The sequence below is a fragment of the Neisseria sp. HMSC064E01 genome, assembly GCF_001808875.1.
GTDB classification, from domain to species: Bacteria; Pseudomonadota; Gammaproteobacteria; order Burkholderiales; family Neisseriaceae; genus Neisseria; species Neisseria sicca_A.
This window is the reverse complement of record NZ_KV794940.1, coordinates 14059-39880: the sequence shown is the minus strand read 5'-3', so window position 1 is coordinate 39880 and position 25822 is coordinate 14059. Positions and strand designations below refer to the sequence as shown.

General features: G+C 51.4%; 21 protein-coding genes and 1 pseudogene. 11 read left to right on the top strand and 11 right to left on the bottom strand.

The window, feature by feature from the left end; translation table 11 throughout:
• Positions 1-139: 139 nt before the first annotated feature.
• Complete coding sequence (locus HMPREF2572_RS07720; RefSeq protein WP_070497455.1) at positions 140-781, bottom strand: TetR/AcrR family transcriptional regulator; 642 nt, start codon at positions 779-781, stop codon at positions 140-142.
• 542 nt (positions 782-1323) lie between these two features.
• On the opposite strand from HMPREF2572_RS07720, the gene HMPREF2572_RS07715 reads away from it, so the two are divergent.
• The 3 genes from HMPREF2572_RS07715 (at position 1324) to HMPREF2572_RS07705 (ending at position 4908) form a co-directional block, all read left to right on the top strand.
• The gene (locus HMPREF2572_RS07715) at positions 1324-3369 is read left to right on the top strand and encodes a TonB-dependent receptor (protein WP_070497453.1); all 2046 of its coding nucleotides are present in this window, start codon (positions 1324-1326) and stop codon (positions 3367-3369) included.
• 249 nt (positions 3370-3618) lie between these two features.
• Positions 3619-4017 carry an extensin gene (locus HMPREF2572_RS07710; RefSeq protein ID WP_070497451.1) on the top strand — a complete coding sequence of 133 codons (399 nt, stop codon included), beginning with the start codon at positions 3619-3621 and terminating at the stop codon, positions 4015-4017.
• Positions 4018-4332: 315 nt separating this feature from the next.
• Positions 4333-4908, top strand: coding sequence for an NAD(P)H-dependent oxidoreductase (locus HMPREF2572_RS07705; protein ID WP_003755956.1), 576 nt, complete (start codon positions 4333-4335; stop codon positions 4906-4908).
• Positions 4909-4923: 15 nt separating this feature from the next.
• Here HMPREF2572_RS07705 and HMPREF2572_RS07700 read toward each other — a convergent pair.
• A pseudogene (locus HMPREF2572_RS07700) lies at positions 4924-5685 on the bottom strand (SDR family oxidoreductase).
• A 171-nt stretch (positions 5686-5856) separates the two neighbouring features.
• Between HMPREF2572_RS07700 and HMPREF2572_RS07695 the strand changes: the two are divergent.
• From HMPREF2572_RS07695 to HMPREF2572_RS07675, 5 genes are all read left to right on the top strand, one after another.
• Complete coding sequence (locus tag HMPREF2572_RS07695; RefSeq protein WP_070497449.1) at positions 5857-6690, top strand: bifunctional transcriptional activator/DNA repair enzyme AdaA; 834 nt, start codon at positions 5857-5859, stop codon at positions 6688-6690.
• Positions 6680-7306: an alpha-ketoglutarate-dependent dioxygenase AlkB family protein gene (locus tag HMPREF2572_RS07690; RefSeq protein WP_070497447.1), complete on the top strand. Its 627-nt coding sequence runs from the start codon at positions 6680-6682 to the stop codon at positions 7304-7306. Before HMPREF2572_RS07695 ends, HMPREF2572_RS07690 begins: the two co-directional genes overlap by 11 nt.
• 157 nt (positions 7307-7463) lie before the next feature.
• A complete protein-coding gene (locus HMPREF2572_RS07685; RefSeq protein ID WP_070497445.1) occupies positions 7464-8696 on the top strand; it encodes an MFS transporter in 1233 nt (410 codons plus the stop codon).
• A 194-nt stretch (positions 8697-8890) separates the two neighbouring features.
• Complete coding sequence (locus tag HMPREF2572_RS07680) at positions 8891-11443, top strand: calcium-binding protein (RefSeq protein ID WP_070497443.1); 2553 nt, start codon at positions 8891-8893, stop codon at positions 11441-11443.
• A 364-nt stretch (positions 11444-11807) separates the two neighbouring features.
• Positions 11808-13145, top strand: coding sequence for a sodium-dependent transporter (locus tag HMPREF2572_RS07675; protein WP_070497519.1), 1338 nt, complete (start codon positions 11808-11810; stop codon positions 13143-13145).
• 66 nt (positions 13146-13211) lie between these two features.
• On the opposite strand, the gene HMPREF2572_RS07670 is transcribed toward HMPREF2572_RS07675, so the two are convergent.
• The 4 genes from HMPREF2572_RS07670 to hemN form a co-directional block, all read right to left on the bottom strand.
• Positions 13212-13475: a DUF1289 domain-containing protein gene (locus tag HMPREF2572_RS07670; protein ID WP_070497441.1), complete on the bottom strand. Its 264-nt coding sequence runs from the start codon at positions 13473-13475 to the stop codon at positions 13212-13214.
• 132 nt (positions 13476-13607) lie between these two features.
• Positions 13608-13913: a hypothetical protein gene (locus HMPREF2572_RS07665; protein ID WP_049229841.1), complete on the bottom strand. Its 306-nt coding sequence runs from the start codon at positions 13911-13913 to the stop codon at positions 13608-13610.
• A 238-nt stretch (positions 13914-14151) separates the two neighbouring features.
• Positions 14152-14484: a hypothetical protein gene (locus HMPREF2572_RS07660; RefSeq protein ID WP_049230821.1), complete on the bottom strand. Its 333-nt coding sequence runs from the start codon at positions 14482-14484 to the stop codon at positions 14152-14154.
• Positions 14485-14616: 132 nt separating this feature from the next.
• A complete protein-coding gene (gene hemN, locus HMPREF2572_RS07655) occupies positions 14617-16038 on the bottom strand; it encodes an oxygen-independent coproporphyrinogen III oxidase (RefSeq protein WP_070497439.1) in 1422 nt (473 codons plus the stop codon).
• A gap of 142 nt (positions 16039-16180) precedes the next feature.
• Here hemN and fnr point away from each other — a divergent pair, with 142 nt between their 5' ends.
• The 3 genes from fnr to HMPREF2572_RS07640 all read left to right on the top strand — a co-directional run bounded on the left by fnr (position 16181) and on the right by HMPREF2572_RS07640 (position 20038).
• Positions 16181-16915: a fumarate/nitrate reduction transcriptional regulator Fnr gene (fnr, locus tag HMPREF2572_RS07650; RefSeq protein ID WP_070497437.1), complete on the top strand. Its 735-nt coding sequence runs from the start codon at positions 16181-16183 to the stop codon at positions 16913-16915.
• Between the two features lie 72 nt (positions 16916-16987).
• Positions 16988-18061, top strand: a complete 1074-nt coding sequence (locus HMPREF2572_RS07645) for an MBL fold metallo-hydrolase (RefSeq protein WP_070497435.1) — start codon at positions 16988-16990, stop codon at positions 18059-18061.
• Between the two features lie 390 nt (positions 18062-18451).
• Positions 18452-20038 (top strand): L-lactate permease, encoded by a 1587-nt coding sequence (locus HMPREF2572_RS07640; RefSeq protein ID WP_070497432.1) that lies wholly within the window; start codon positions 18452-18454, stop codon positions 20036-20038.
• 414 nt (positions 20039-20452) lie between these two features.
• On the opposite strand, the gene HMPREF2572_RS07635 is transcribed toward HMPREF2572_RS07640, so the two are convergent.
• From HMPREF2572_RS07635 to HMPREF2572_RS07615, 5 genes are all read right to left on the bottom strand, one after another.
• Positions 20453-21106 (bottom strand): cysteine hydrolase family protein, encoded by a 654-nt coding sequence (locus tag HMPREF2572_RS07635; protein WP_070497430.1) that lies wholly within the window; start codon positions 21104-21106, stop codon positions 20453-20455.
• Positions 21107-21722: 616 nt separating this feature from the next.
• Positions 21723-23303 (bottom strand): bifunctional phosphoribosylaminoimidazolecarboxamide formyltransferase/IMP cyclohydrolase, encoded by a 1581-nt coding sequence (gene purH / locus HMPREF2572_RS07630; RefSeq protein ID WP_070497428.1) that lies wholly within the window; start codon positions 23301-23303, stop codon positions 21723-21725.
• A 266-nt stretch (positions 23304-23569) separates the two neighbouring features.
• Positions 23570-24391, bottom strand: coding sequence for a hypothetical protein (locus HMPREF2572_RS07625; protein WP_070497426.1), 822 nt, complete (start codon positions 24389-24391; stop codon positions 23570-23572).
• Between the two features lie 204 nt (positions 24392-24595).
• On the bottom strand, positions 24596-25459 hold the full coding sequence (locus HMPREF2572_RS07620; RefSeq protein ID WP_019271495.1) for a DMT family transporter: 864 nt from the start codon (positions 25457-25459) through the stop codon (positions 24596-24598).
• Between the two features lie 11 nt (positions 25460-25470).
• Positions 25471-25716, bottom strand: a complete 246-nt coding sequence (locus HMPREF2572_RS07615) for a Fis family transcriptional regulator (RefSeq protein ID WP_070497424.1) — start codon at positions 25714-25716, stop codon at positions 25471-25473.
• Between the last annotated feature and the right edge of the window lie 106 nt (positions 25717-25822).

The window sequence follows — 25822 nt, the reverse complement described above, 5'->3', positions numbered from 1 at the left end:
GCCTTGTCCTGATTTTTGTTAATCCACTATAGTGCCAATCTAGTGCCACCTAATTAAAACGTCGTCTGAAAATCGACAATTCGTTTTCAGACGACGTTTTATGAGAAATGTAGCGAATCCCTTTCACCTTCCCCCAAAATCAATCTCCTCCCTCACCCCTTCCCTCTTCTCCCGCCAAACCGTGCAGCAACAATCCCAATACGTCTTGCGGCAGTTTTTGCGGCGCAGCGGCATAAAGCTCGGACAATTGCGGGTGGCGCATCAATATATCCGCCTGTCGGATGAACAGGTCGATGAGTTCCACCGGCAAATCGGGCTGGATCAGGCGGCGTTGTTGCAGGGTGTGGAAGAAACCGCACATAAAGGCGTATTTTTCTTCGTTCAATTCGTGGAAAAACCGCTCCAGCTCCAAATCGGTATTTTCTTCGATGTCGCGCAGGAAGGCGGCGGAATAGAGTTCTTCAAACGATTGTTTTTGTAGGACGAACACGGCTTCAGCGGCTTCGCGCAGGCTGCATTGCCGTGCAAGCAGATTTTCAAATTCGGCACGGACGCGGTTTTTCTGCTCGGTAACGATTTCCTGCAAGAGCGCGTTTTTGCCGCTGTAATGTTTGTAAAAGGTAACGCGGCTGACAGCAGCCTCGGCGCAGATTCCGCCTACGGATACGGCGGAAAAGCCGTGTTCGCGGAACAGACGGCGGGCGGTGTTGGCGATGGTTTGTTGTTTGCTGGCGGTCATGACGGTAGAAAGGTTTTGATTTTGTTCATAAAGGGTTTTCATTAAAGTTATCCGCAAGTCGGATACTCATCATATTTCCCCACGGCGGCAATGGCAATATGGCGGCGTTTCAGACGGCCTCTTTCCTTATCCCTCCGCTCCGCCCTGCGGACAGAGGGGCTGTCGGATGCTTAGCAGGCCAAATTCATAAAGGTCACGGAATCGCCCTCCCCAACCTTCTCCCGCCGAACGGGAGAGGGAATTATAGTGGATTAACTTTAAACCAGGACGGCGTTGCCTCGCCTTGCCGTACTAGCTGGATTTTGGGGAATTTTGCAAAGGTCTCTATCTGTACTATCTGCGGCTTCGTCGGCTTGTCCTGATTTAAATTTAATCCACTATATTTTTTAAGATGGTTCACTATAAAAAAGGGGATGTAAAGTGAATGATAAACACTTGCATTCCTGTTTTTTGTTTCTTATACTTTACATTAATAGTTTGTTTTATGTAAATCTGTAAACAACAAATATTTGCATACTGCCGGAGCGGTTGGATTGCCTGATGTTCAATCCGCCCCGACGTATGCCGTCTGAAAGGATAAGGAAATGCAGAAACCCGCCCTCCGCCGCCTGCCGCTGCTGCTTGCCGCCACTTTCGCCTCCGAATGGATTTATGCCGCCGATGCGGCGCAAAATGCAGAACAGGTGCAGTTGGAAGAAGTCGTCGTAACCGGCGAACGCACCAACCGCAGCGGCTTTGAAACCGCCACATCCAACCGCGTTTTCTCCACGCCGAACATTGACCGCAGCGGCCACAACCTTTCCGCGACCGACCTGCTCAAACAAACCGTGAATACGGTGGACTTGGGCAGCGGCAACGATTTGCCGACCGTGCGCGGCGTGGACGGCTCCGGCCCCGCCGTCGGTGCGGTGGCGTTTTTCGCGGGCACGCGGCCGCGCCTGAACCTGTCCATAGACGGCCGCTCCGCCACTTACAACGAATTCGCCTTTGGTACGCAGTCGTTGTGGGACATGCAGCAGGTGGAAGTCTTGCGCGGGCCGCAAAGCCATGTGCGCGGGCAGAACGCGGTGGCGGGCGCGGTGGTGATGCGTTCTAAAGACCCGACCGACGAATGGGAAGGCGCGCTGCGCTTGGGTTTGGGCAACCAAAAAACGCGCAACATCGCCGGCGTAGTGTCCGGCCCGATTGTGAAAAACAACCTTGCCTTCAGATTGAGCGCGGAGCGGCAGCAACGCGAAAGCTATGAGCCGTTCGTGTCCTACGAGCCGACCGGCAACCCGCGCCGCGTGGAAAACACCAACGTGCGCTTCAAACTCCTGCTCACGCCCGAAAACCATCCCAATTTTTACAGCCGCCTGACGCTGAACCACATCCGTTCGCGCGCGCCGCAAAACGAAATCATGGGCAACACCACCAGCCGCCGTTTTTTAAAAGAAAAGCCCGTGTTCGTAACCGGCTCGACATCGGGCATCTGGGACGTATCGTGGCAGCTTAACGACTATCTGAAACTGGAAAACAAACTGGTTTACGGCCGCTACCACAACGAGCGGCTGCACCTGCCGATGACCGTCAGCCCGCAAGGCGTTCCCGCCGAACTCAAAGGCCACGAACTGCAATGGGAACCGGTATTGCATTTTTCCAACAAAGGCCGTCTGAAAGGCCTTGCCGGACTGCACTACTTCCGCAGCAAACAAGACGAATGGGTGGATATCCGCAGCGTCGGCGGCCGCAACACCTTTGACGACCGCAACAGCGTGCGCGCCCTATTTGCCGAAACCACATACAGCCCCAGCGAAAAATGGGACATCACGGCCGCCGCACGCCTTGAAAAAGAAACGCACAAACGAAGCGGCGGCAGTGGCGCACTGCACCTTGATTTAGACAAAGGCCAGACCGTCTTCCTGCCCAAAATCGACATCGCCTTCAAACCCACCGACCAATGGGTCAGCGGCATCAAAGCCGCGCGCGGCTACAACCCCGGCGGCGCGGGCATCACCTTCGGCCGCCCTGTCGTAACCTACACTTATGAACCCGAATATGTGAACAACTACGAGTGGTACACCCGCTGGCGCAGCGCAGACCGCCGCCTGCAACTCTCCGGCAACCTGTTCCTGAACCACTACCGCGACATGCAGCTCCCCTTCTATCTCGGCACCAACTCCGTCGTCATCCGCAACGCCAAAAAAGTCCATACCTACGGCGCGGAACTCGCCGCCGACTGGCAGGCGACTGACAGCCTGAAACTCACCACCGGACTGGGGCTGCTTAACACCAAAATCAAAAGCTATCCCGACAGCGGCATCGAAGGCAACAAACTCGGCCGCGCACCCAAATACACCGCCAACATCGGTGTGAAATACCTGAACGACAAAGGCTGGGAAGCAGGCGGCGACATTCGCTTCTACGGCGGCTACTACTCCGCTGCCGACAATGCCGAATCAGGCAAAATCGGCGCATACAACCAAGTCAACCTCTACACCGCCTACAACTTCAAACAAGGCCGCATCTCGCTCTACGCCGACAACGTGTTCAACCGCCGCCACCCTATCTTCATTTCCAGCGCCGACCGCCAAGACGCACTCTACCAACGCCCCAGAAGCGTAGGCGTGAGCGCGGAATGGAAGTTTTAGGCGGAGCTGAAATGATGGAGGTCGTCTGAAACGGCCGTAACAACCGATTATCGTCATTCCCGCGCAGGCGGGAATCCAGACTCATCCGTACAGAAACTTATCAGATAAAGAAGTACCTTCGAGTCTCCATTCTGGATTCCCGCCTACGCGGAGGTAGCAAAGCGGACGTGCGTAACTAATGACGGCACAAGAAGTCTAATCATCAATGTCCAACCTACCCTGCTCCCCAAAAACACCCAAAGGAACCCCATGCACTACTTCACCCCCGCCAAAACCCTGCCTGAAGGCACCGTCTACCTGACCGACCTGACCCACGTCGCCGACTTCGCCGACTGGCTGGCCGAATTCGAAACCCTGTTAAATCAAAACACCCGCTTCGCCACCGTCTGCACCCCGATGCGGCGGCAGGTGAGCGACGGACAGCGCATTGCCGACCGCAAAACCTACATCGAATGGATAAAGGCACACCGGCCGCAACTTGCCGAACGCTGCGCCGCCATGCTCCTCATCGAACCCGATGCGGCGCAACTGGCGTTCTTCCGCGAACAATCGTCCAAACTCGCTCCCGCGCTGGGCGTGAACTACATCGTCGAAGCCGACGAGCAAACCGCCCTGCAAAAGGCGGAAGAAGCGTTGAAGGTCGTCTGAAAACAGAATCCGTACTCCGGCAGCGGCTTTATAGTGGATTAACTTTAAATCAGGACAAGGCGACGAAGCCGCAGATAGTACATCAGGACAAGGCGATGAAGCCGCAGATAGTACAGATAGTACGGAACCGATTCACTTGGTGCTTTAAGCACCTTAGAGAATCGTTCTCTTTGAGCTAAGGCGAGGCAACGCCGTACTGGTTTAAAGTTAATCCACTATATCATTCAGCCTTGCCTGCCCGATACGGATTTGAGCAAACCGACATTCTTTTGATAGCATGGGAAAACTCGGCAACTGACTTTCAGGAGTACAAAAATGTCATTTACCACAATCATTTATGCCCATCCCTACGATCAAAGCTTCAATTACGGCATTTTGCGGCGCGTGCAGCAACTATTGGACGAAAAAGGCGAAAAATACCGGCTGATCGACTTATACGCAGACGGTTTCAATCCCGCCTACACCAAAGAAGAGCTTGCCCTGTTCAACCAAGGCAAAGCCCTTGACCCGCTGGTTTTGCATTATCAGGAACTCTTGAAAACCACCAACCGCCTGATTTTTATCTTTCCGATCTGGTGGGCGGATATGCCCGCCATCGTCAAAGGGTTTGAAGACAAAGTTTTCCTGAAAACATTCGCCTACGTCCCGACTGCCACAGGCTTGAAAGGCAACCTATCCCACATCAAAGAAGCACTGGTCATCAGCACGTCCACCGCCCCCACATGGTATCTGAAATGGTTTGGCGGCAACGGCATCGGCAAAGCGATGGTGGGACACACGCTCAAAGGCATCGGTATCGCCAAACGCCGTTGGCTCAACTTCGGCAATATGGACAAATCCACCGACGAACAGCGGCAGGCGTTTTTGGCAGATTTGAGCCGAAGCGTGTAATCTTCAGGCGGTCTCTTACTTCACCGCCGAATTTCCGCCGTCCGCAAACAACGCCGTACCCGTTACAAAACTGCCCATCGGGCTGACGAGGAACAAAATCGCGGCGGCAATTTCTTCGGGTCAGGCGATGCGTTTGACCGCATGCAACCCTTCCGCCCATGCCCGCTGCTGCGGGTCGGTAGTCATCATTTCCGTATCCGTACCGCCGGGAAGCAGGGCATTGGCGCGGATACCTTGGGCGGCATAATCGGCGGTGATGCCTTTTGCCAGAGCAGCAAGTGCGGCTTTGGCACAGCCGTAGGCGGTTTTGTTCGGCAGGGCACAACTGGTGCCGACAAAGCTGGACGTGAACACAATCGATCCACCGCCGCGTGCGAGCATAGCGGGAATTTGGCTGCGCGCGCCCAGAAAGGCAGCAGTCAGGTTTCCGTCCAGCGTTACCCGCCACTCTTCGGGCGAAAGTTCCGCCAAGGGTTTGTACGCTCCGATGATGCCCGCGTTGTTCACGGCGATATCCAAGCTGCCGAACTCTCGCTCTGCCGCATGGACGACGGCTTCGTGCGTTTCAGGCAGCACTGCGTCACCTGCCACGGCAACAGCCCGTCCGCCGCGTGCGCGTATCAGTGCGGCGGTTTCTTCCAGTTTGTCGGCACGGCGGGCACATAAGACAACGTTTGCGCCGTGCTCCGCCAACAGCAGTGCAACCGCGCGACCGATACCCGACGACGCGCCGATAACGGCGGCGGTTTTATTGTTCAAATTCAATAAGCTTGACATAACGTTCCTTACATATGCGGTTAAAGACGATGCAAGTTTAAGGAAGCCGCGATATAAAGACGACCCGATTATTGATGAATTTCAGACAGACAAACAATCTTTCCATCAACAATCGGGTCGTTTCTTGTCGGCTTTCAGGCTATCCTATCCCATACAACGACAGGATAATTTATGAACTTAAATCAAACCCGCCAATTCCTCCGCATTGCCCGCGCCATCGAATACCTTTACGACCATGCCGCCGAGCAGCCCGATTTGGCGCAGGTGGCGGCGGCAGTGCACATCAGTCCCGAACATTTGCAGCGCGAATTTTCCGCATGGGCGGGCATCAGTCCGAAAAAAATGCTGCAACACATCAGTATCAGCCGTGCCAAAGAAGCCCTGAAAAACAGCGAAAGCGTGGCAGAAGCGGCGCATTGCGGCGGACTGAGCGGCACGGGGCGGCTGCACGACTTATTTGTCGGCATCGAAAAAATGACTCCGGGTGAATACAAAAACGGCGGAGCAGGCCTGCAAATCAATTACAGCCTGATTCCCGGCCCCTTCGGCGACCTGTTGGCAGCAGCAACAGACAAAGGCATCTGCTTCATGCGTTTTTCAGACGACCCTTCCGCCGCCCTGAACGAATTGCGCGCCGAATATCCTAACGCCCGCCTCATCGGGCAGGAAACCGCATTCCACCGCCAAGCCGCCGACATCTTCCGCACCCGGTGCGGCCGCATTACCCTGCACATCAAAGGCACACCCTTCCAGCTCAAAGTCTGGCAGGCGCTGCTCGATATTCCCGCAGGCAGCCTGCAAAGCTACGGCACAGTGGCGCAGGCCGTCGGTTCGCCCAACGCCGCGCGCGCCGTAGGGACGGCCGTCGGACAGAATCCCGTTGCATTACTCATTCCCTGCCACCGCGTCATCCGCGAAAGCGGCATCATTGGCGGTTACCGCTGGCAACGCGGGCGCAAAATGGCGATATTGGCGCACGAATTGGGAGACGCTGATGACGCTTGACCTCTTCCCAGAAACCGCCAACCCGCACGCCAACCTCCTGCCCTACGACGGCATCGTCAGCAATTTCGGACGGATTTTCACCATCGCCGAAGCCGACCGTTATTTTGAAATTTTGCAGCGTGATATTCCCTGGCGGCACGACGAAGCCGTGATATTCGGCAAGCACATCATCACTGCCCGCGAAGTTGCGTGGTACGGCGACACGTCCTACAACTACGGTTATTCCGGCGCAAACCGCATCGCCCTGCCGTGGGATGGCGTCTTGCCCGAACTCAAAAACCGCGTGGAAGCCGCCATCACCGACATCTGCCCCACCCGCTTCAACTCCTGCCTGCTCAACCGCTACAACAACGGCAACGAAGGCATGGCGTGGCACAGCGATGAAGGACAAGGTCTAGCCAAAGACAGTGCCATCGCCTCCCTCAGCCTCGGCGCAACGCGCAAATTTGCCTTCAAACACAAGGAAAGCAAGGAAAAACGCGAAATGTGGCTGGAACACGGACAGCTCATTTTGATGCATGGCGAAACGCAGAAACACTGGCTGCACACCATCCTGAAAAGCACCCGCATCCAAGAGCCGCGGATTAATCTGACGTTTCGGGTGATGAAAGGATAAAAAGGGGCTGCTTTTTTCCATTTCAGACAGCCCCCGAAAGTCGTCTGAAAAACTGCTTGAAAATGTAAAACAGAAAAGCCGTAGGTCGTCTGAAACGTTTTTCAGACGACCTACCGCACCCACATCATTCCCGTACACTCGCAATAGGGAGCCATCCATGTCCCAACAAACCCCGACATCCCCCGCCCCGCGCGACTGGCTGCTGCTTATCGGCGGCAGCACCTACAAATTCACGCTGACCGGTTTTTATCTGGTCGCGCTGGTCGCTATTTTGAAAAACCACGGTTACAGCCTGAACCAACTGAGCTGGATACATTTAATCGGCGGTATCGAAGCGGCGAAGGTGTTGTTTGCCGCGCTGATGGAGCGGCGGCCGGCGGGGCGGTTCGGTCGGTTTCGCGGCTGGCTGCTGGCGGCGACGCTGGGGCTTTCGGCAGTGTTCGGGCTGATGGCCTGCACCGACATCACGCAGAACTTCGCGCTGCTTCTGGCCTGCTGCGTTTTGCTCTCGGCAATGTCGGCGGTGTACGGCTGCGCGATGCTGGGTTTGTCGTGCATCGTTCTGCCGCACCGCGAACGCGGTTTCGGAGGCGTGATTCAGACGATGGCGGCGCGCGGCGGCAAGATGATCGGCGGCGCGCTGGTGTTGTGGCTGTATCAGGAATACGGGCAGACGGCGGCGGCGGGCTTTATGCTGGCGTTTACCCTGCTGATGCTGCTGCAACTCTTGTGCTACCGCGAGCCGGAAAGCCAGACGGCGCAAGGCGGTTTGACGGCGTTGGCGGCGCGGCTGGTCTCCTTTTGGCGGCAGTCTGAAACGGGCTGGCGGTGGCTGTTTTTGCTGTTTGCCGTTGCCGCTCCGTATGCATTTGCGGCAGCGACTTTTGTGCCCAAGCTGGCGGATTTGGGCTTCACCCCGAAGCAGACGGGCGGGATTCTGGCGGTGGGCATTCCTGTTGCCTGCCTGATTGTGACGCCGCTGTCGGGCTGGTTTTCGCGCAATTATCCGCGCCGCAAACTCGTGTTCCTGCTCTACGCGCTGCAACTGCCGCTTTTAGCGTCCATGACCGCCATCGACGCGCTCGCCCACGTCCACCCTTGGCTGCCGCCCGCGCAAATCATCGCCCTGAGCCTGAGCTACACGCTGCTGCTGCCGGTGATACTGGCGTTGGTGATGGACAAATCCGACCGCGCCACCGCCGCACTCGACAGCAGCCTGCAATTTTCCGTGGTTCTGCTCGGCAGTTACGCGGCCGGTTTCGCCGCCCTGCGGCTGGCAAAGGCAGTCGGCTATGCCGATGCGTATTGGGCGGCGGTGGGCCTTGCCGTATTGGCGGGCGGGCTGCTGTATGCGTGCCGAGGCTTGTTTGATTCAGACGAGCCGTCATGAAAACCCCGCACCTTCGTATTTGAGGTGCAACGGTTTCCCGAATAAAAACAGGACACATCATCTACAACCCTTCTGAGCGATCCCCACTTTCAGACGACGTTTCCTTTTAAATCGAAATAGAACTTTTCAGCGGTTGCATTGCCTATTATGTTTTACCGTTCAAAATGGCAGACCATTTCAAAAGGAACATATTAATGTCAGAAACTGTTACCTACGACCCTTCCCGCTACGGTGCCAAAGCCGCATACACGACTTATGAAGCCGACCAGGGTACACTCTCAGCAGGTGCAACAGTCAAAAAAGCCGCTTCCATACACTCCACTGCCCACGAAGCCAGCAAACAGTCTTACGTTGACCTGCCGGCCAATGCCGCCGTTTCGTTTACAGCAAAAGCGGATGCGGATGCCGCCACCCTCCGCTATACCGTTCCCGACGGGGCAACCGGCAAAGTTGAAATCCAAGTAAACGGTAAACCCGTAGCCAACCTTGATTTATCATCAAAACTCAACTGGCAGTATTTGGAAAATTATGAACACCACAAAGGCGAAGACATCAAAATCCACGATACGCCTGCTGCCGACCGTGTCGCCCGCTTTCAGTTCGACGAAGTGGGGACGCTGTTGAAAAATACATCCATCCAAAGCGGCGACACCGTTACCATCGTCAACAAATCAGGCAACACCCCGGTCGGTATCGACTTCGTTGAATTGGAAAAAGCCCCTGCCGCAATCAAACAGCCCGCAAACAGCGTCAGCATTACCGATTTCGGCGCAAAAGCAAACGACGGAATCGATGATTCGAAAGCCTTGACGGCGGCAATCGAATCGGCAAAAACCTCCGGAAAATCCGTTTACATTCCCGAGGGGCAGTTTGATTTCGACCACCAGCTCCACATCTATGCCCCTAAAGGAATCAGCATCGGCGGTGCCGGCAGGTGGCATACCAAACTGCATTTCACGAGCGCGGAACCGCCCGTTTTTGAAAACGGCACAGTGAAAAAAGGCGGCGGTATCGTGTTTGAACACGGCAGCAACAATATTGATTTCGGCAATCTGTCGATGGATTCAAATTTGGCATCCCGTTACCACCAACAAGCCAACTACAAGGGCATTTCCGGCACCTTGGGCAAAGGCTCGTCCATCCACGACATCGCCATTGAGCATTTTGAAGTAGGCATCTGGACCGGCGATTACGCCAAAGTGGACAATGAACACCCACTGCACTACACAGACGGACTGACCGTCTCCAACGCCCTCATTCGGAACAATCTCGCAGACGGCATTAATTTTGCGCAGGGAACCAGTAATTCGACCGTCATCAATTCCAATATACGAGGCAACGGCGACGACGGTCTGGCGACATGGTCAAGCATTGCAGACCAAACAGAATCCAAAGTAGCCGAAAACAACCGTTTCCTGAACAATACCGTCGAACTCGGCTGGCGCGCGGCAGGTATCGGCATCTTCGGCGGCGCCGGACATGAAGTAGCCGGCAACCTGATTCGCGACAACACCGCATGGTCGGGCATACGCCTCAACACCGTTTTCCAAGGACACAATTTTGACCTGAACAAAAAAGGTATTTCGGTTCGGGACAATCTGTTAATCAGCAATGGTACCCGAACCGACACATACGGACGCGAAAAAGGCTCTATCGACTTCGAAGAAGAGCATGGCGCAATCAAAAACGTCAAAGTCGAAAACAACATCATTGCCAACAACCTGTCCGACACAACCATTACTCAGACATTGCCGATTTCAAACGGCAAAGGCATCGCCCTATCCGGCAACAACATCATCGGAAATGCGGCGGTTTCTGCCCCGTCCGCCGTTGATCATCCGGAAAAAGTTACCTCCGTTACCCGTCAGGAACTCAGCAATATTCCCGATCAAAATTATTATTACGCCAACGAAACCGCCGGCTTCAAATCCGTCAGCGTGACCTATATTACAGGCACAGCAGGCAGCGACAGCATCAAAGGCACTGACGGCATAGACCATATTGACGGCAAAAGCGGCGACGACAGCATTTATGCCGGCGGCAGCAACGATACCGTATTCGTCAGCGCTGGAACCAACTTCATCAGTGGCGGCGACGGCAACGATATCGTCCGAGGCGGCGACGGCAGAGATACCGTCAATGGAGATTCGGGAAACGATGTGATTTTCGGCAACGGCGGAGACGACCATCTCAATGGCGGGGCGGGCAATGATACGTTGTTCGGCGGCGAAAACAACGATGTCTTCTATGGTGAGTCAGGCAAAGACGTATTGTATGGCGGCTCAGGCGATGACTTACTGTTTGGCGGTTTAGACGACGATCTCCTGTATGGCGGCGCAGGGAATGATACCTATGTCTTCTGCTTCGGAGAGGGACACGACACCATTTCCGACAATCACGGCAACAACGCCCTTCAATTCGGACAAAGCATCGCCGTCAAGGATTTGCATATCCATGCAAGCACCGACGCAAACGGTGCAATCGATTGGGAAATCACCATTGCCAATTCAGACGGCAAAATCACCATCGACAACCAATATCTCAAAGGCAGCAACGCCACTTCTGTCGGAGAATTCCGATTTGACGAAGGGACATTTACCGTAGAAACCCTGCTGGACAAACTGTCGGCAAGCGGTCAAACCAGCGGGTTTGAAACAGTCAACAGCGGAGTCGGGAGCTTTAGCTACACTGCCGATACGGCAAACGTACAGCACTACGATGCCGTAACGCAGCCGGCAATTTTATAGCGGTCTGTGAAAATTCAGGGGCAGCGTGGTTTGATCCTGCCTTCCACGCCAACCCCGCAGGATATTAGACTGCTGTAACGGTATGCCAAAGTCAGGCTGAAATGTTCACGCTGTCCGTATAAACAAGAGGTCGTCTGAACCGGTTTTCAGACGACCTCTCTCAATTTTTGGCACAAAATATCTTTTTTTACACATTTTAATTTAAATCATTTCCCAAATCATAGCCATTTAAAAAATTCACGCCAAAAGCTTATCGTTCTACGCACCATCTATGCGTTATTTTCTGTCGCGTCCGCCATCCAGTATTATCCCCGACTACGCTTTGTTACAATTCAGCCAATTTTATTTCTCGACATATTCCGCTATGAGTCATTCATCCTCTTGGTCTTCCAAAATCGGTTTCGTCCTTGCCGCGGCAGGCTCTGCTATCGGTTTGGGCGCGATTTGGAAATTCCCTTATACCGCCGGTACAAACGGCGGGGCAGTCTTTGTTCTTTTGTTTGTCATCTTCACGATTATCGTGGCGTTGCCGGTTCAGCTTGCCGAGTTTTATATCGGGCGTACGGGCGGTAAAAACGCCATCGATTCGTTCAAAACCTTGCGCCCTGGTTCGCTTTGGCCTTGGATTGGTCGGATTGGTGTGGCTGCGTGTTTCATTTTGTTATCGTTTTACAGCGTAGTCGGCGGTTGGGTTTTGAATTATGTTGTACACAGTTTCACCGGCGAAATTGCTCAAAACGTTGATTTTGAAGTTCTATTCCAAAACACCATTTCCAATTCGACAGGTTCGGTTTTTTATCAGGGACTGTTCATGCTGATTACCATTTGGGTAGTCAAAGGCGGAGTTTCTGACGGCATTGAAAAAGCAAACCGCTATCTGATGCCCGCTTTGTTTATCCTGTTTATTATTTTGGCAATCCGCTCACTGACCTTGCCCGGTGCGATGAAAGGCGTAAGTTTTTTATTGAAGCCGGATTGGTCATACATCAAATCGGAAACGATGCTGACCGCGCTGGGTCAGGCTTTCTTTGCGTTGAGTATCGGCGTATCGGCAATGATTACCTACGCCTCGTATTTGGGTAAAGATCAGGATATGTTCCGCTCGGGCAATATCATTATGTGGATGAACCTGTTGGTATCGCTGTTGGCAGGCTTGGTCATCTTTCCGGCGGTCTTTGCATTGGGTGCCACACCCAGCCAAGGTCCTGGCCTGATTTTCGTGGTCTTGCCTGCCGTATTTATGAAAATTCCGTATGGCAACTATCTCTTTGCCGTATTCATGCTATTGGTCGTCTTTGCCACGCTGACTTCAGCATTTTCCATGTTGGAAACCGTCATTGCGGCAACCATCCGCCAAGACGAACGCAAACGCAGCCGGCACACTTGGGCCATCGGCATTGCCATCTTTATTGTCGGCATCCCTTCTGCCCTATCCTTCGGCGTATGGAGCCATGTGCTTATTTTCAATAAATCTATTTTTGATTTATGGGACTACATTATTACTGCCATTATTATGCCGCTATGCGCATTAAGCATCTCCATCTTTACCGGCTGGATTCAAGACAGGCAGTCTGTTTTGACCAATGCGGGCATGGGCAGTACCGTACCGAGAACGGTTTTATATTTATGGCTGGGCGCGTTGCGCTACATCGCTCCGATTGCCATTATTGTAGTCTTCATCAATTCTCTTAAAATCATCTGATTTGCCACTATTTTCGACAAACAAAAAAGGACGGAATACAAACCGTCTTTTTTATGTTTCTTTATTTTATTCCTCATCATCAAACAAAAAACCGCTTTGCACCTCTCCACCAATTTCAGGCGCTGCCATGGCATCAAGCTGGCGGTTGCGGATTTTGGTTTTCCTCATACCGAGAAGACGCATGACCTGATGCTTTTGATCATCGGTCATTTTTTGCCAATACAGCCTCTCTTCACGGCTGCGCAGACAGCCTTTGCAATAGCCTTTGGCATTGGCTTCACAGACGCCGATACAAGGGCTGGGGATGGGGAAAAAATCAGGTTGTTCCATATTTTAAAAGCGTTTGAGACAAAAGACCGGACAAACCAAAATTGCAGAGTGCATTCGCATTTGTCTAAACACGATCAGTGTATCCGGCAGTGTTCCTACCAATTTCCAAGTGAGTTGGTCATTTCAATAAGTTTATATCTGCCACCCTAGGCATAAAAACCCCAAGAGAAACCATAAATATATCGCAGAAGAAATCAGTATCTTCCCTATCCTCAGATTTTTCCAATACAACCCAAGTGAAAGCACCGCAAAAATCAAAGGAAGTCCAATATAAATATAATATTTCAGCCGACCTAATTCACTGAATACGTTTATAGCAGAGTAGAGACCGATAAATCCACCTACCCAAAAAATAATTATTGTCGGACCTAAGAGACCGGCCGTTATTAAATGAGGGAAGAGTAAGATTTTTATCCATTCTTTATGTTTAATGTTCATTTAATATCCTGATACTGCGATGGTATCGTGTCGCTTCAAATAGGGGGGGGGGAGCCATGTTTTATAGTGGATTTAAATTGCAATGATACGGCGTTGCCAACGCCCTTATGTACTACCCGTACACGGCGGGCGTTGCCGCCTTGTCTCATTTTTATTTTAATCCACTATACTAAATAACTAAAATTCCTCTATATTTTGATTTTCAGACGACCTATGCCCTACCCCAACTGTCTGGATTTTATGACTCAAGCAGTTTACGCAAAGACTGATTGTTGTATTTGATATCTGCAATCATTCGGTCGTATTGGTGCATTCTACGGAGCGAGCGAGTAATCAGATAGACCGAGAAAAAAATCAAACTGATGTTCATCAGGCTGACCAGCGCGAGCAAGGGCCAAACATCGACAGCCTCGTACCATTTTGAGGTCGCAATCAATGCACTGAAAATAGACAAAGGCAGCGCGAACACGGCAATACCCGTACGCATGACAGCAAGTGCCGTGCGCTTTTCAGCAAGGAGAAGCTGCACTTGATTGATGCTGAGGATATCGTTTTGCTGTTCGGTAATCATAGGGAGCGTATCTAGAGCAAATTAACTTGAATCATGACAACGCGGCAAATATGGTTTTATGTTACCCGAAAGTCTTGAAAATAAAAAAAAAGGTCGTCTGAAAATTTTCAGACGACCTTTGCTATTCCTAATTTACACCGTTTGCGAGTATTGGGCTTTGGTTTCCCTGTGGCGCAGATGGTAGTCGAATACCATAGCAATGTTGCGTATCAGGAAGCGGCCTTTTGGGGTAACGGTCAGTCCGTGCGGTTTCAGGCGGACAAGCCCGAGGGAGGCGAGTTGTTCCAAGTCGGCAATTTCGTCCTTGAAATAACGGTCGAACGGGATACCGAACACGCTTTCGTAGATTTGGTAATCCAAGGCGAAGCGGCACATCAAATCTTGGATGATATTGCGGCGCAAGAGGTCGTCCTGATTGAGTTGGTAGCCGCGCATGATGGGCAGGTGTCCTGCATCGAGTGCGGCATAGTAGGCGTCGATGTCGCGTTCGTTTTGGGAATAAGTGCTGCCGATTTTACCGATGGAAGATACGCCAATGGCGACCAAATCGCAGTCCGCGTAGGTCGAGTAGCCTTGAAAGTTGCGCTGGAGGAAGCCTTCTTTGAGGGCGATGGAGAGTTCATCATCAGGTTTGGCAAAGTGGTCCATACCGATGAAGACGTAGCCGCGTTCGGTCAGGGTTTGGACGCAATATTGGAGCATATCGAGTTTTTCTTCGCTGCCGGGAACGGCTTCGGTATCGATACGGCGTTGCGGCTTGAAGATATGCGGCAGGTGGGCGTAGTGATAAAGGGCAAGGCGGTCGGGATCGAGCGACAATACCGTATCAATGGTGGTTTTGATGCTTTCGGCGGTTTGGTGCGGCAGACCGTAAATCAAATCGACGCTGACGGATTTGAACCCCGCTTCGCGGGCGGCATCGATGACTTCTTTGGTTTCGTCGTAGCTTTGAATGCGGTTGACCGCTTCCTGCACTTTGGGATCAAAGTCCTGAATGCCGACGCTCATGCGGTTGAAGCCGAGCTTGCCGAGCATGAGAACAGTTTCGCGACTGACTTTGCGCGGGTCGATTTCGATGGAGTATTCACCGCCGGGTATCAGTTGGAAATGTTTGCGTATCATGCGGAATACGCGTTCGATTTGGTCGTCGCTCAAAAAGGTCGGCGTACCGCCGCCGAAGTGCAGTTGCGCGAGCTGATGCCGTCCGCCCAGATGCGGGGCGAGCAATTCCATTTCTTTTTCGAGGTATTCAATGTAGGCATCGGCACGGCTTTTGTCTTTGGTGATGATTTTATTGCAGCCGCAGTAGTAGCAGATAGTATTGCAGAAGGGGATATGGATATAAAGTGAAAGGGGCTTGTTCAAAGCCCCCATACCACGCTGATTCAAGGCATTGATATATTCGGCTTCGCGAAATCCGTCATGGAATCGGTCGGCTGTCGGGTAGGAAGTATAGCGCGGACCGCTGGAAGGAAGGCTAGCAATGAGTTCGCGGTCGAACTCAGGCTTGTCATTGTTTCTATTGTGATTATTTTGTATCGGTATTACTTTCATGGCATGTGCGTGATTAGAGTAATGATGTTAGGCAATTTTCGGATAGTTTGGTAGAATGCCACAGTATGATAAACCTGTCTTGATATGTGTCAATAACTTACGTAATCATGACAGGATAAAAACCTTAATTTAAGGGTATTTTATGACCACACACAATGCCTTGCATCAGATGAAAACCCTGTGTTCTTCCTGTTCGCTGCGTGAACTCTGCCTGCCCGTCGGGCTTTTGCCCAATGAGTTTGCACAATTGGACGCGGTCATCCGACAGAGCCGCCGCTTGAAGAAGGGTGAATATCTGTTCCGCACCGGTGAGCCTTTCGCGTCGCTGTTTGCCATCCGCGCCGGTTTTTTCAAAACCACGGTTGCCAGTCAGGACGGCCGCGATCAGGTTACCGGCTTTTTTATGTCCGGCGAACTCATCGGTATGGACGGCATTTGTTCCCATGTCCATAGCTGCGACGCGGTGGCTTTGGAAGACAGCGAAGTGTGTGAGTTACCCTTTTCCCACATTGAAGAATTGGGACACAACATCCCCAGCCTGAGAAGCCATTTTTTCAGATTAATGAGCCGCGAAATCGTGCGCGACCAAGGCGTGATGCTGCTTTTGGGCAATATGCGCGCCGAAGAACGTTTGGCGGCGTTTTTGCTGAACTTATCCCAACGCCTTTACTCGCGCGGATTTGCCGCCAACGATTTTATCCTGAGAATGTCGCGTGAAGAAATCGGCAGCTATTTGGGGCTGAAACTCGAAACCGTCAGCCGCACGCTGTCCAAGTTCCACCATGAAGGTCTAATTTCGGTCGAACACAAACACATCAAAATCCTCGACTCGCAAGCCCTTAAAAAAATGGTATCCGGCTGTTCGCACGCCATCTGAACTATTTTCAAACTTCAAACAGAATCCAAGGTCGTCTGAAAATTTTCAGACGACCTTCTTCATAAAACCAATATGAAACACAAGAAAAAACTCATTACCTTGACCACTGCCTGCGCCCTGCTCACCTACTGGCTCTATCCCGACCAACATCCCGTTTACCCCGCAAGCGACCACTACGACCCAAAAACGCAAACCTTCTTCAACCCCGAACCGCAGCAGAAACCGACTGGCCTCGTCAGCGCATTTTGGAAAATCCTGACCGACCCGCAGGCAACGCGCCCGCCCAAACCTCTGCCTACCGTCAAGCCCGATTGGCAGACTTTCCTCGCCGCACCCGAAGGCAAAAGCCGCTTCGTCTGGTTCGGACATTCCACCCTATTGATGCGGATCGGCGGGCAAACCGTCATTACCGACCCAGTTTTCGGCAATTCCGTCTCCCCCATCCCCATCACCATGAAACGCTTCCAGCCTGCACCCGCAGAAATTGACGAACTGCCGCCTGTCGATGTCATCCTGATTTCCCACAGCCACTACGACCACCTCGAAAAAGACAGCGTGCAGGCACTCAATTCAAAAGGCAACAGCCACTTTGTCGTCTCACTCGGTATGGGCGTACTGCTGAAAAAATGGGGCGTGCCGCAAGAACGCATTACCGAACTCGATTGGTGGCAAAGTACCGAACGCAACGGCATCCGCTACACCGCACTACCTGCCCGCCACGACTCCTCCCGAACCCTGACCGACCGCAATCAAGCCCTGTGGTCCAGCTTTGCCATCGAACACGGCGGCGAAAAATTCTATTTTCACGGCGACTCGGCACAAGGCAGCCATTTCGACAAAATCGCCGAAAAATTCAACGGGTTCGATATCGCGTTCATCGAAAACGGACAATACAGCGAACATTGGCCCAACAACCACCTCTTCCCCGAGCAAACCGCCCGCTATGCCGCGCAGCTTGCCCCCAAACGCTTCATGCCTATCCACTGGGGCGCCTACGCCATGGCATTGCACGCTTGGAACGAACCCCTGCTGCAAAGTATCCCTCTGGCACGCAGTTTGGGCGTCAATCCGTTGACTCCGCTAATGGGACAAGTCTTTGATGCCGATACCGCCACGCAAGACTGGTTCGCCGAACCTTTACAATAAAGCTGCTAAAAGGTCGTCTGAAAACAAGTACCGCAAGTTTCATCAAGGCACAGATGCAAATGAAGCGGAGGCTGTTTTTCAGACGACCTTTTTTGAATTTATCTGTTGCGGCATTTCCAACACTCTTCCCCTTTCTCCCACTTATCTATTTTGCAATATTTTGATAATAAAAAACTAATTTCTCCTCAGCCGAAATCCTTATCTGATAAAGCGCAGTTCGCGTACAAACCACTTGACCGATTACATCGGATTACGTAAAGTATGCGGCGTTCTTTTAAATTGGTGTTACCAATTTATTTGATAATTACTCTCAGATTAAGGTTCGATATCTCTCTCGCATCCGACATCATTAGAAAAATTGATAAACAACGCCGATTTTAAGGATTCACCATGGCACTATTCCTCAGCATTTTTCCCATCATCCTGCTGATTTGGCTGATGGTTAAGAAAAACAGCATGCCTTCCTACATTGCGCTGCCGATTACCGCCGCGTTGATTTACGCCATCAAGCTGTTTTATTTCAACGACGACGCTATGCTGCTCAACGCAACCGCAGCGTCCGGTCTGGTTTCCACACTGACGCCGATTACCGTGATTTTCGGTGCGATTATGTTCAACCGCATGATGGAAACCACCGGCTGTATCGACATTATCCGCAAATGGCTGGCGACCATCAGCCCGAACCCCGTGGCGCAGTTGATGATCATCGGTTGGGCGTTCGCCTTTATGATTGAAGGTGCATCCGGCTTCGGTACGCCTGCTGCGATTGCCGCCCCGATTCTGATGAGCTTGGGTTTCAATCCGTTGAAAGTGGCGATTTTTACGCTGGTCATGAACTCCGTGCCCGTATCATTCGGCGCGGTGGGTACACCGACTTGGTTCGGTTTTGCGCCATTAAACCTGAGTCCCGAAAACATCTTGGCTATCGGCAGACAAACCGGCGTGATGCACTTCTTCGCAGGTTTCGTCATCCCCGTCATCGGCTTGAGCTTCATCGTGCCTTGGTCTGAAATCCGTAAAAACTTGGGCTTCATCGGCATTGCCGTCTTCTCTTGTACCATTCCTTATGTTGCCTTGGCGATGGTTAACGAAGAATTCCCATCACTCGTTGCCGGCGCAATCGGCCTGATGGTGTCCGTATTCGCAGCCAACCACGGCTGGGGTTTGAGCAAAGACCATCCGAAAGATCCGAATGCTGAAAAAGTACCTTTCGCCCAAGTTGCCAAAGCACTTGCCCCTCTAGGTATGCTTATCGGTATGCTGGTGGTTACCCGTATCAAACAGCTCGGCATCAAAGGCCTGCTGACCAGCAAAGAAGAATGGTTCAGCTTCCAACTGCCGTTTGATTTGAGCAAAATCACCGTCAGCGACTCTTTGACCATTACCTTCGGCAACATTTTCGGACAAGGTGTCAACGCTTCCTACCAAACCCTCTACGTTCCTGCATGGATTCCGTTTGTCTTTACCGTTTGGATTTGTATCCTGCTTTATAAAACCAAATTTAAAGATGCATGGGCTTTCTACGCTGCAACTTTCAACCAAACCAAAAAACCGCTGCTTGCCTTGATGGGCGCGCTGATTATGGTTCAACTGATGATGGTTGGCGGCGACAACTCCATGGTGAAAATCATCGGTAAAGAGTTTGCAGCGATGGCAGGCGAACACTGGGTTTACTTCTCCCCTTACCTTGGTGCTATCGGTGCATTCTTCTCCGGTTCGAACACCGTATCCAACCTGACATTCGGCCCGATTCAACAACAAATCGCTATTGATACCGGCCTGTCCGTTACCCTCATCCTTGCTCTGCAATCCGTTGGCGGCGCAATGGGTAACATGGTCTGCATCAACAACATCATCGCCGTATGTACCGTACTGGACGTGAAAAACGCCGAAGGTGCGATTATCAAGAAAACCGTTATTCCGATGGCGATTTACGGTGTAATCGCTGTCGCCATAGCAGCTATTTTCTTCATGTAAGAAGCTTGTAAAGCAAAAGGTCGTCTGAAAATTTTCAGACGACCTTTTTTATGGCTCAACTGCTTCGGAAGCATATATAGTGGATTAAATTTAAATCAGGACAATGCGACGAAGCCGCAGACAGTACAAATAGTACGGCAAGGCGAGGCAACGCCGTACTGGTTTAAAGTTAATCCACTATAAAATGCCCCATTTCTATTGAAGCCAATATCAAAAACAAATCCAAAGCAAGACAATATGGTCGTAAAAACCTGTCAATCCACTATAAACAAACGATATTTCCCTTTTCCTATACCATCCAACAGCAGCAGGTCGTCTGAATTCTTCTTTTAAAGATAAAAAATGCAGATAAAAAAACGGGCCGCCAAAAGGCGACCCTAAGAAACTCTTGCAGCTGGGAGTAATAGCAAGAGATTACGACACTTTAACCTGGTTTATGCCGGAGAAACGGCGCATCAGCTCCGGAATCGATTCCGTATTCGAAGCAACAGTGATGCCCATTTTCCGCATCTGATAGATAGTCTCGATGGTGCTTTCAGGCGCGTAGCCGTGGCAGGCACCGAGATTGACAATAATATGAAGATTATCGCTGTACCAAGACAATTGCTTAGCCGTATTGGCGACAGTTTCTTCGATAGCCAATCCGCCAATAATGACGGTATCGGCATTTTGTTCGTGCAGCCATTCCAACAGTCCTGTACTGTTTGCCTCATGGGCATCACTAAAACAAGCACCGTGGATATGTTTACCGCTTAATTCGAGCGTATGATCATAATCTGCCGGAGACGGCAAACCTTGAAGCAAATGCGCACCGCGACAACCGCCGGCACATTGGCTGAAAAAACCGGATGGTCGGCCGAACATTACACCGTTACGATTGACGATAGTCGCACAAACGCTCTCGGGATCAATGTTCACATTCTCGATTAAAACCCTTTTATCTGCCAAAGCTGCCTGATGATTAAGCTCATTAACCATACCTTCCGGACGCAATAAAAAATGGGTTGCATTAGCAGCCATACAGGTAAAGCGAAATTGCGGTTGGATGTCGATTGCAACGGTAGTCATATGGTATGGCTCTCTTTATTTAATTCTATTCTGCAAACAGAATCAGGATTGCTCCGTTCAATCACTGACACCAGACGAATGGTTTAATTTGAAGATAATCGGTATATTTATGATGAGCGGTATAATATCAGGATAATCGTTATATGGCTAGTAAATAATTTAAGATTTGTAACAATACTTGCAGTAAATATAATTTTCGTGGTATTTAAGGCTAATACTCTAATCAAATATCATTTTTAAGCAATTCTTTTCATTCATTAATTTCTTATTTATTTTATGGTTTCTCTGCATTCGTGAAATATGATACATATTGAATAAAACTGTTGTTTAAAAGAAAATTTCGCCCAAAAAAGCGAGAAATTGTTGGCAATATCCGCATTACAAACTGATTTTTCTCTACCAATGGTAAAAATAAACGGTGCAAAAACCTTGCCATACCAACCGCCACAGCCCCAAACAAATAAAACGCGCAACACAGTTTCTATCCGTGTTGCGCGTTTTCGCGTGGAGATTAAATGGTTCGCTTCAGCTGTCAAAACGAATCATTCTAGAAAAAATCGAGCAGAAAACGGCATAAAACCCATTTCAGACGACCTTTGCTTCAATCAAACTTGAATCAATGCCTAAAATGGCGAACACCCGTTACCACCATGGCAATGCCGTGTTCGTCCGCTGCATCAAAAACTTCCTGATCGCGCATCGAGCCTGCGGGGTGGATGATGGCTTTGATGCCCTGTTCGGCGATGACGTCCACACCGTCGCGGAACGGAAAGAAGGCGTCCGAAGCGGCGCATGCGCCGTTTAAGTCCAAACCTGCGTCCTGCGCTTTGCGGGCGGCGATGCGGGTGCTGTCCACACGGCTCATTTGACCTGCGCCGATGCCATAGGTTTGTCCGCCTTTGCCGAACACGATGGCGTTGGATTTGACGTATTTGGCAACGTTCCAAACGAACAGCAAATCATCCCATTCCTGCTCGGTCGGTTGGCGTTTGGAGACGACTTTCAAATCGGCGCGGCTGATGCGGTGGATGTCGGGCGTTTGTACCAACAGTCCGCCGCCGACGCGTTTTAGTTCGAAGCGGTTCGCGCCTGCTTCTAGAGGTACTTCCAACACGCGCACGTTTTTCTTGGCGGCGGCGATTTCGAGGGCTTCGGCGGTGAACTTCGGCGCCATCAAAACTTCCATAAACTGGTTGTCGGTAATCTGTTTGACGGTTTCGCCGTCCACTTCGCGATTGAAGGCGATGATGCCGCCGAACGCGCTGGTGGTGTCGGTGGCGTAGGCGAGTTTGTAGGCGGTCAAGGTATCGGCTGCAACGGCGACGCCGCACGGATTGGCGTGTTTCACAATCACGCAGGCGGGCGCGTCGAAGGATTTGACGGCTTCCCATGCGGCATCGGCATCGGCGATGTTGTTGTACGACAATTCTTTGCCTTGCAGTTGTTTGTAGGCGGCGAGGCTGCCTGCGGCGGGGTACACATCGCGGTAGAACGCGGCGCGCTGGTGCGGGTTTTCGCCGTAGCGCATGTCTTGCACTTTAATCCAGCTTTGGTTGAACTGGCTGGGGAATTCGCCGATTTCGGGCTGTCCGCTCAAGACGTCGTCTGAAAGCGAAGTCAGGTAGTTGGAAATCATGCCGTCGTATTGGGCGGTGTGGCTGAACGCTTTGCGCGACAGGTTGAAGCGGGTTTTGTCGCTCAACGCGCCGCCGTTGGCTTCCATTTCGGCGGCAATGGCGGGGAAGTCGGCGGTGTCGGTAACGATGGCAACGTGTTTCCAGTTTTTCGCGGCGGAGCGCACCATGGTCGGGCCGCCGATGTCGATGTTTTCAATCGCATCTTCCAGCGTACAGTTTGGCTTGGCGATGGTGGCGGCGAAGGGGTAAAGGTTGACGCACACGAGGTCGATGTTGCCGATGCCGTGCTCTTCCATCTTGGCGACGTGTTCGCCCAAATCGCGCCGCCCCAAAATACCTCCGTGGATTTTCGGATGCAGCGTTTTCACGCGGCCGTCGAGCATTTCGGGGAAACCGGTGTAGTCGGCGACTTCAATCACGGGAACGCCCGCATCGGCAAGCAGCTTCGCCGTGCCGCCGGTGGAGAGGATTTCGACACCGAGTTTGTGCAGGGTTTGGGCAAATTCGACTGCGCCGTTTTTGTCGGACAGGCTGATCAGGGCGCGTTTGATGGAAGGCATGGGGATTCCTTTTAAACAGATTTATAACTGGAAACAAACACTTTCAGGGGCGGTATTATCCTCTAGTTTCGGCTTTTTAGCAGCAGTTTTCTGGAAAAATTGTTGACAATTTTTTTTGATAAAAAAACCGGGTTGACCCGTTTTCAGACGACCTTTACTGCTTGAAACCCCATTTCCTTGCCGTTTTCAATCAGTCTTTTACAAGGATTCCGTTTTCGATACGGAATACGCGGTTTTAAGCGTTTTTCGACAGAAATCAAACAGCCTCAATGTTGAACATTTAGCGGATAGCTTTTCGGCGCAACGTGTGTCTTGCCGTTGTAAGGAATCGCATATTTCTGATTTTTATAACGTTTTTTACCATCCACCCCCTTCACCGTTGCGCTTAATGCCCATACGCCCGAGACTGAAGGACGGTTTTTGTCAAAAGCAATTTTCGCATCGATGCTGGTATATCGGTCTTCGCAATTGCGTTTTTCCCGCCCTTTGTATACATCGCAATTGCCATAATATGCGCCATTATCTTTACCATTCACAATGAAGCTGCGGCGGATACGGTTGCTATTATCGGTAAACAGAAAGTTTCTTCCAGTTGTCGTTTCGCCTTGCCCCGTATAGCCTGATTCGACAGCGTAGCCCCAGTTTTGCTCACCCATCTGGACAAACTGCCAAGCCTTATTCTCCGGCACATCCCCCCATGCGCCGATTTCATCGCTTCCATGTTGTTTGATTGCCCACTTTCCGTCTGTTTTTTCCAAAACAAACAATTCCGCCAGACCCGAAGAAGCGTGCGCGCCCTGTTTGATTTTGAGCTTCATATCATAGGCAAAACCCGTATACAACACATAGCGCGTAGGCGTGCCGTTGCGTGTTACGCTATGGTCGGCAACGGGTTTCATACAATACATAATATTGTCAGATGCTGTCTCACTGTCTTTCGGCGGCTCGGTAAGCTGACAGTTGTGTGCCTCAAGCGGACGGTTGTAATACTGGGCAATAGCTGCTTGGACGGCAGCTTTGTCGTTATTGGGCGCAGCCGATGCCAAAACGGGGCTAGCGGCAAGCAGCAGGGCAATCATATATTTCATCGAAAATTTCCTGATATTGTTATAGTGGATTAACTTTAAACCAGGACAAGGCGACGAAGCCGCAGACAGTACAAATAGTACGGCAAGGCGAGGCAACGCCGTACTGGTTTAAAGTTAATCCACTATAAAACCACATTAAAACAAGATACTTGCGTACCTTCTCAGGTCGTCTGAAACCCGATTCACACGCTTTCAGACGACCTCTTACGCACTCTTTCCTCTGTTCGACAGCCATCCCACCACAAACGTCGAAGCGATGACGATGAACACACCCGAAGCGGACACGGCGGATAAATGTTCGCCCAAAATCAGTACCGCCATGATGACGCCGATGACGGGTTCGAGCGAAATCAAGAGACCGGAGACATTGGCAGGGACTTTGTTCATGCCCTTATTCCATAAAAGATAGGCAAGCCAACTGCATCCGATCCCCAAATACAAAACCGACAACACTCCGCCCCACGACCAGCGAACTTCGTAACTTTCAGCCAACACCAGCGAAAACGGCAGACACAACACCGCCGCCGCCGCCATGGAAGCAGAAGTAAATGCAGGCGCGCCGATGCGGGCAATCATCTCTCGGCTCGGGCGCATCACGCCGGCAAAACCGATTCCGGCAAGCAAAATCAGCAAACAGCCGAACCAATCGACCGCGCCGCCCTCCTCCGCGCCGCCCAACACCATCATCCCGATACCGACAAACGCCGCCGCCCCACAAATCCAGTGGTAAATTCTCGCTTTGTCGTTGAAAAAGAAATGACCGACAAAAACCACCAGCAAAGGTTCAAGCCCGACCATGGTAATCGCGCTGGCGGCAGACGTGTATTTCAAACCGATAAACTGAAGCAGCAAAACGACGACGTAATTGATAAAGGCAATCCACAACAAGGGCTTCCACTCGCGGCGCGGAATCTTGCCGAAATGACGGTAACAGGAAGGCAGCACCATCAACGCAGCAATCAGCAGCCGCGCCTCGACCATCAGCGCGGCATCAAGCATCTCGTAGGAATATTTGGCGGCGATAAACGAACTGCCCCAAATAATCAAGGCAAGGACTTGATAGAACATTTCAGACGACCTCAGCCCTCCAGCAGACCGTGTTGCAAGAGTTTCTTACGCAGCGTATTGCGGTTCAGCCCCAAAATCACCGCCGCTTTAGACTGATTGCCGCCGCATTGTTCCATCACGCAAATCAGCATGGGCTTTTCCACTTGGTGCAACACCATATCGTACACGCCGCAAGGCTCAGTACCGTTCAAGTCTTTGAAATATTGTTGCAAATTCTGTTCAACGCATTGCGCAATATCGGGGATGGGGTGTTTCATAACATATCCTCCTTCGTTATTTTTAAAAGATGACAGGTCGTCTGAAATAGTGTTCAGACGACGTTTGTTTGAAATGTATTTGATTGATTTAATTTTCAGAAAGCTG

Bases quoted from the DNA above. Each gene is read 5' to 3' on its own strand.
- HMPREF2572_RS07705 (WP_003755956.1), top strand. From the start codon at position 4,333: ATGTCATTTACCACAATCATTTATGCCCATCCCTACGATCAAAGCTTC.
- HMPREF2572_RS07620 (WP_019271495.1), bottom strand. From the start codon at position 25,459: ATGTTCTATCAAGTCCTTGCCTTGATTATTTGGGGCAGTTCGTTTATC.
- HMPREF2572_RS07690 (WP_070497447.1), top strand. From the start codon at position 6,680: ATGACGCTTGACCTCTTCCCAGAAACCGCCAACCCGCACGCCAACCTC.
- HMPREF2572_RS07720 (WP_070497455.1), bottom strand. From the start codon at position 781: ATGAAAACCCTTTATGAACAAAATCAAAACCTTTCTACCGTCATGACC.
- HMPREF2572_RS07670 (WP_070497441.1), bottom strand. From the start codon at position 13,475: ATGGAACAACCTGATTTTTTCCCCATCCCCAGCCCTTGTATCGGCGTC.
- HMPREF2572_RS07665 (WP_049229841.1), bottom strand. From the start codon at position 13,913: ATGAACATTAAACATAAAGAATGGATAAAAATCTTACTCTTCCCTCAT.
- HMPREF2572_RS07640 (WP_070497432.1), top strand. From the start codon at position 18,452: ATGGCACTATTCCTCAGCATTTTTCCCATCATCCTGCTGATTTGGCTG.
- HMPREF2572_RS07635 (WP_070497430.1), bottom strand. From the start codon at position 21,106: ATGACTACCGTTGCAATCGACATCCAACCGCAATTTCGCTTTACCTGT.
- HMPREF2572_RS07660 (WP_049230821.1), bottom strand. From the start codon at position 14,484: ATGATTACCGAACAGCAAAACGATATCCTCAGCATCAATCAAGTGCAG.
- HMPREF2572_RS07715 (WP_070497453.1), top strand. From the start codon at position 1,324: ATGCAGAAACCCGCCCTCCGCCGCCTGCCGCTGCTGCTTGCCGCCACT.
- HMPREF2572_RS07645 (WP_070497435.1), top strand. From the start codon at position 16,988: ATGAAACACAAGAAAAAACTCATTACCTTGACCACTGCCTGCGCCCTG.
- hemN (WP_070497439.1), bottom strand. From the start codon at position 16,038: ATGAAAGTAATACCGATACAAAATAATCACAATAGAAACAATGACAAG.
- purH (WP_070497428.1), bottom strand. From the start codon at position 23,303: ATGCCTTCCATCAAACGCGCCCTGATCAGCCTGTCCGACAAAAACGGC.
- fnr (WP_070497437.1), top strand. From the start codon at position 16,181: ATGACCACACACAATGCCTTGCATCAGATGAAAACCCTGTGTTCTTCC.
- HMPREF2572_RS07675 (WP_070497519.1), top strand. From the start codon at position 11,808: ATGAGTCATTCATCCTCTTGGTCTTCCAAAATCGGTTTCGTCCTTGCC.
- HMPREF2572_RS07685 (WP_070497445.1), top strand. From the start codon at position 7,464: ATGTCCCAACAAACCCCGACATCCCCCGCCCCGCGCGACTGGCTGCTG.
- HMPREF2572_RS07695 (WP_070497449.1), top strand. From the start codon at position 5,857: ATGAACTTAAATCAAACCCGCCAATTCCTCCGCATTGCCCGCGCCATC.
- HMPREF2572_RS07680 (WP_070497443.1), top strand. From the start codon at position 8,891: ATGTCAGAAACTGTTACCTACGACCCTTCCCGCTACGGTGCCAAAGCC.
- HMPREF2572_RS07615 (WP_070497424.1), bottom strand. From the start codon at position 25,716: ATGAAACACCCCATCCCCGATATTGCGCAATGCGTTGAACAGAATTTG.
- HMPREF2572_RS07710 (WP_070497451.1), top strand. From the start codon at position 3,619: ATGCACTACTTCACCCCCGCCAAAACCCTGCCTGAAGGCACCGTCTAC.
- HMPREF2572_RS07625 (WP_070497426.1), bottom strand. From the start codon at position 24,391: ATGAAATATATGATTGCCCTGCTGCTTGCCGCTAGCCCCGTTTTGGCA.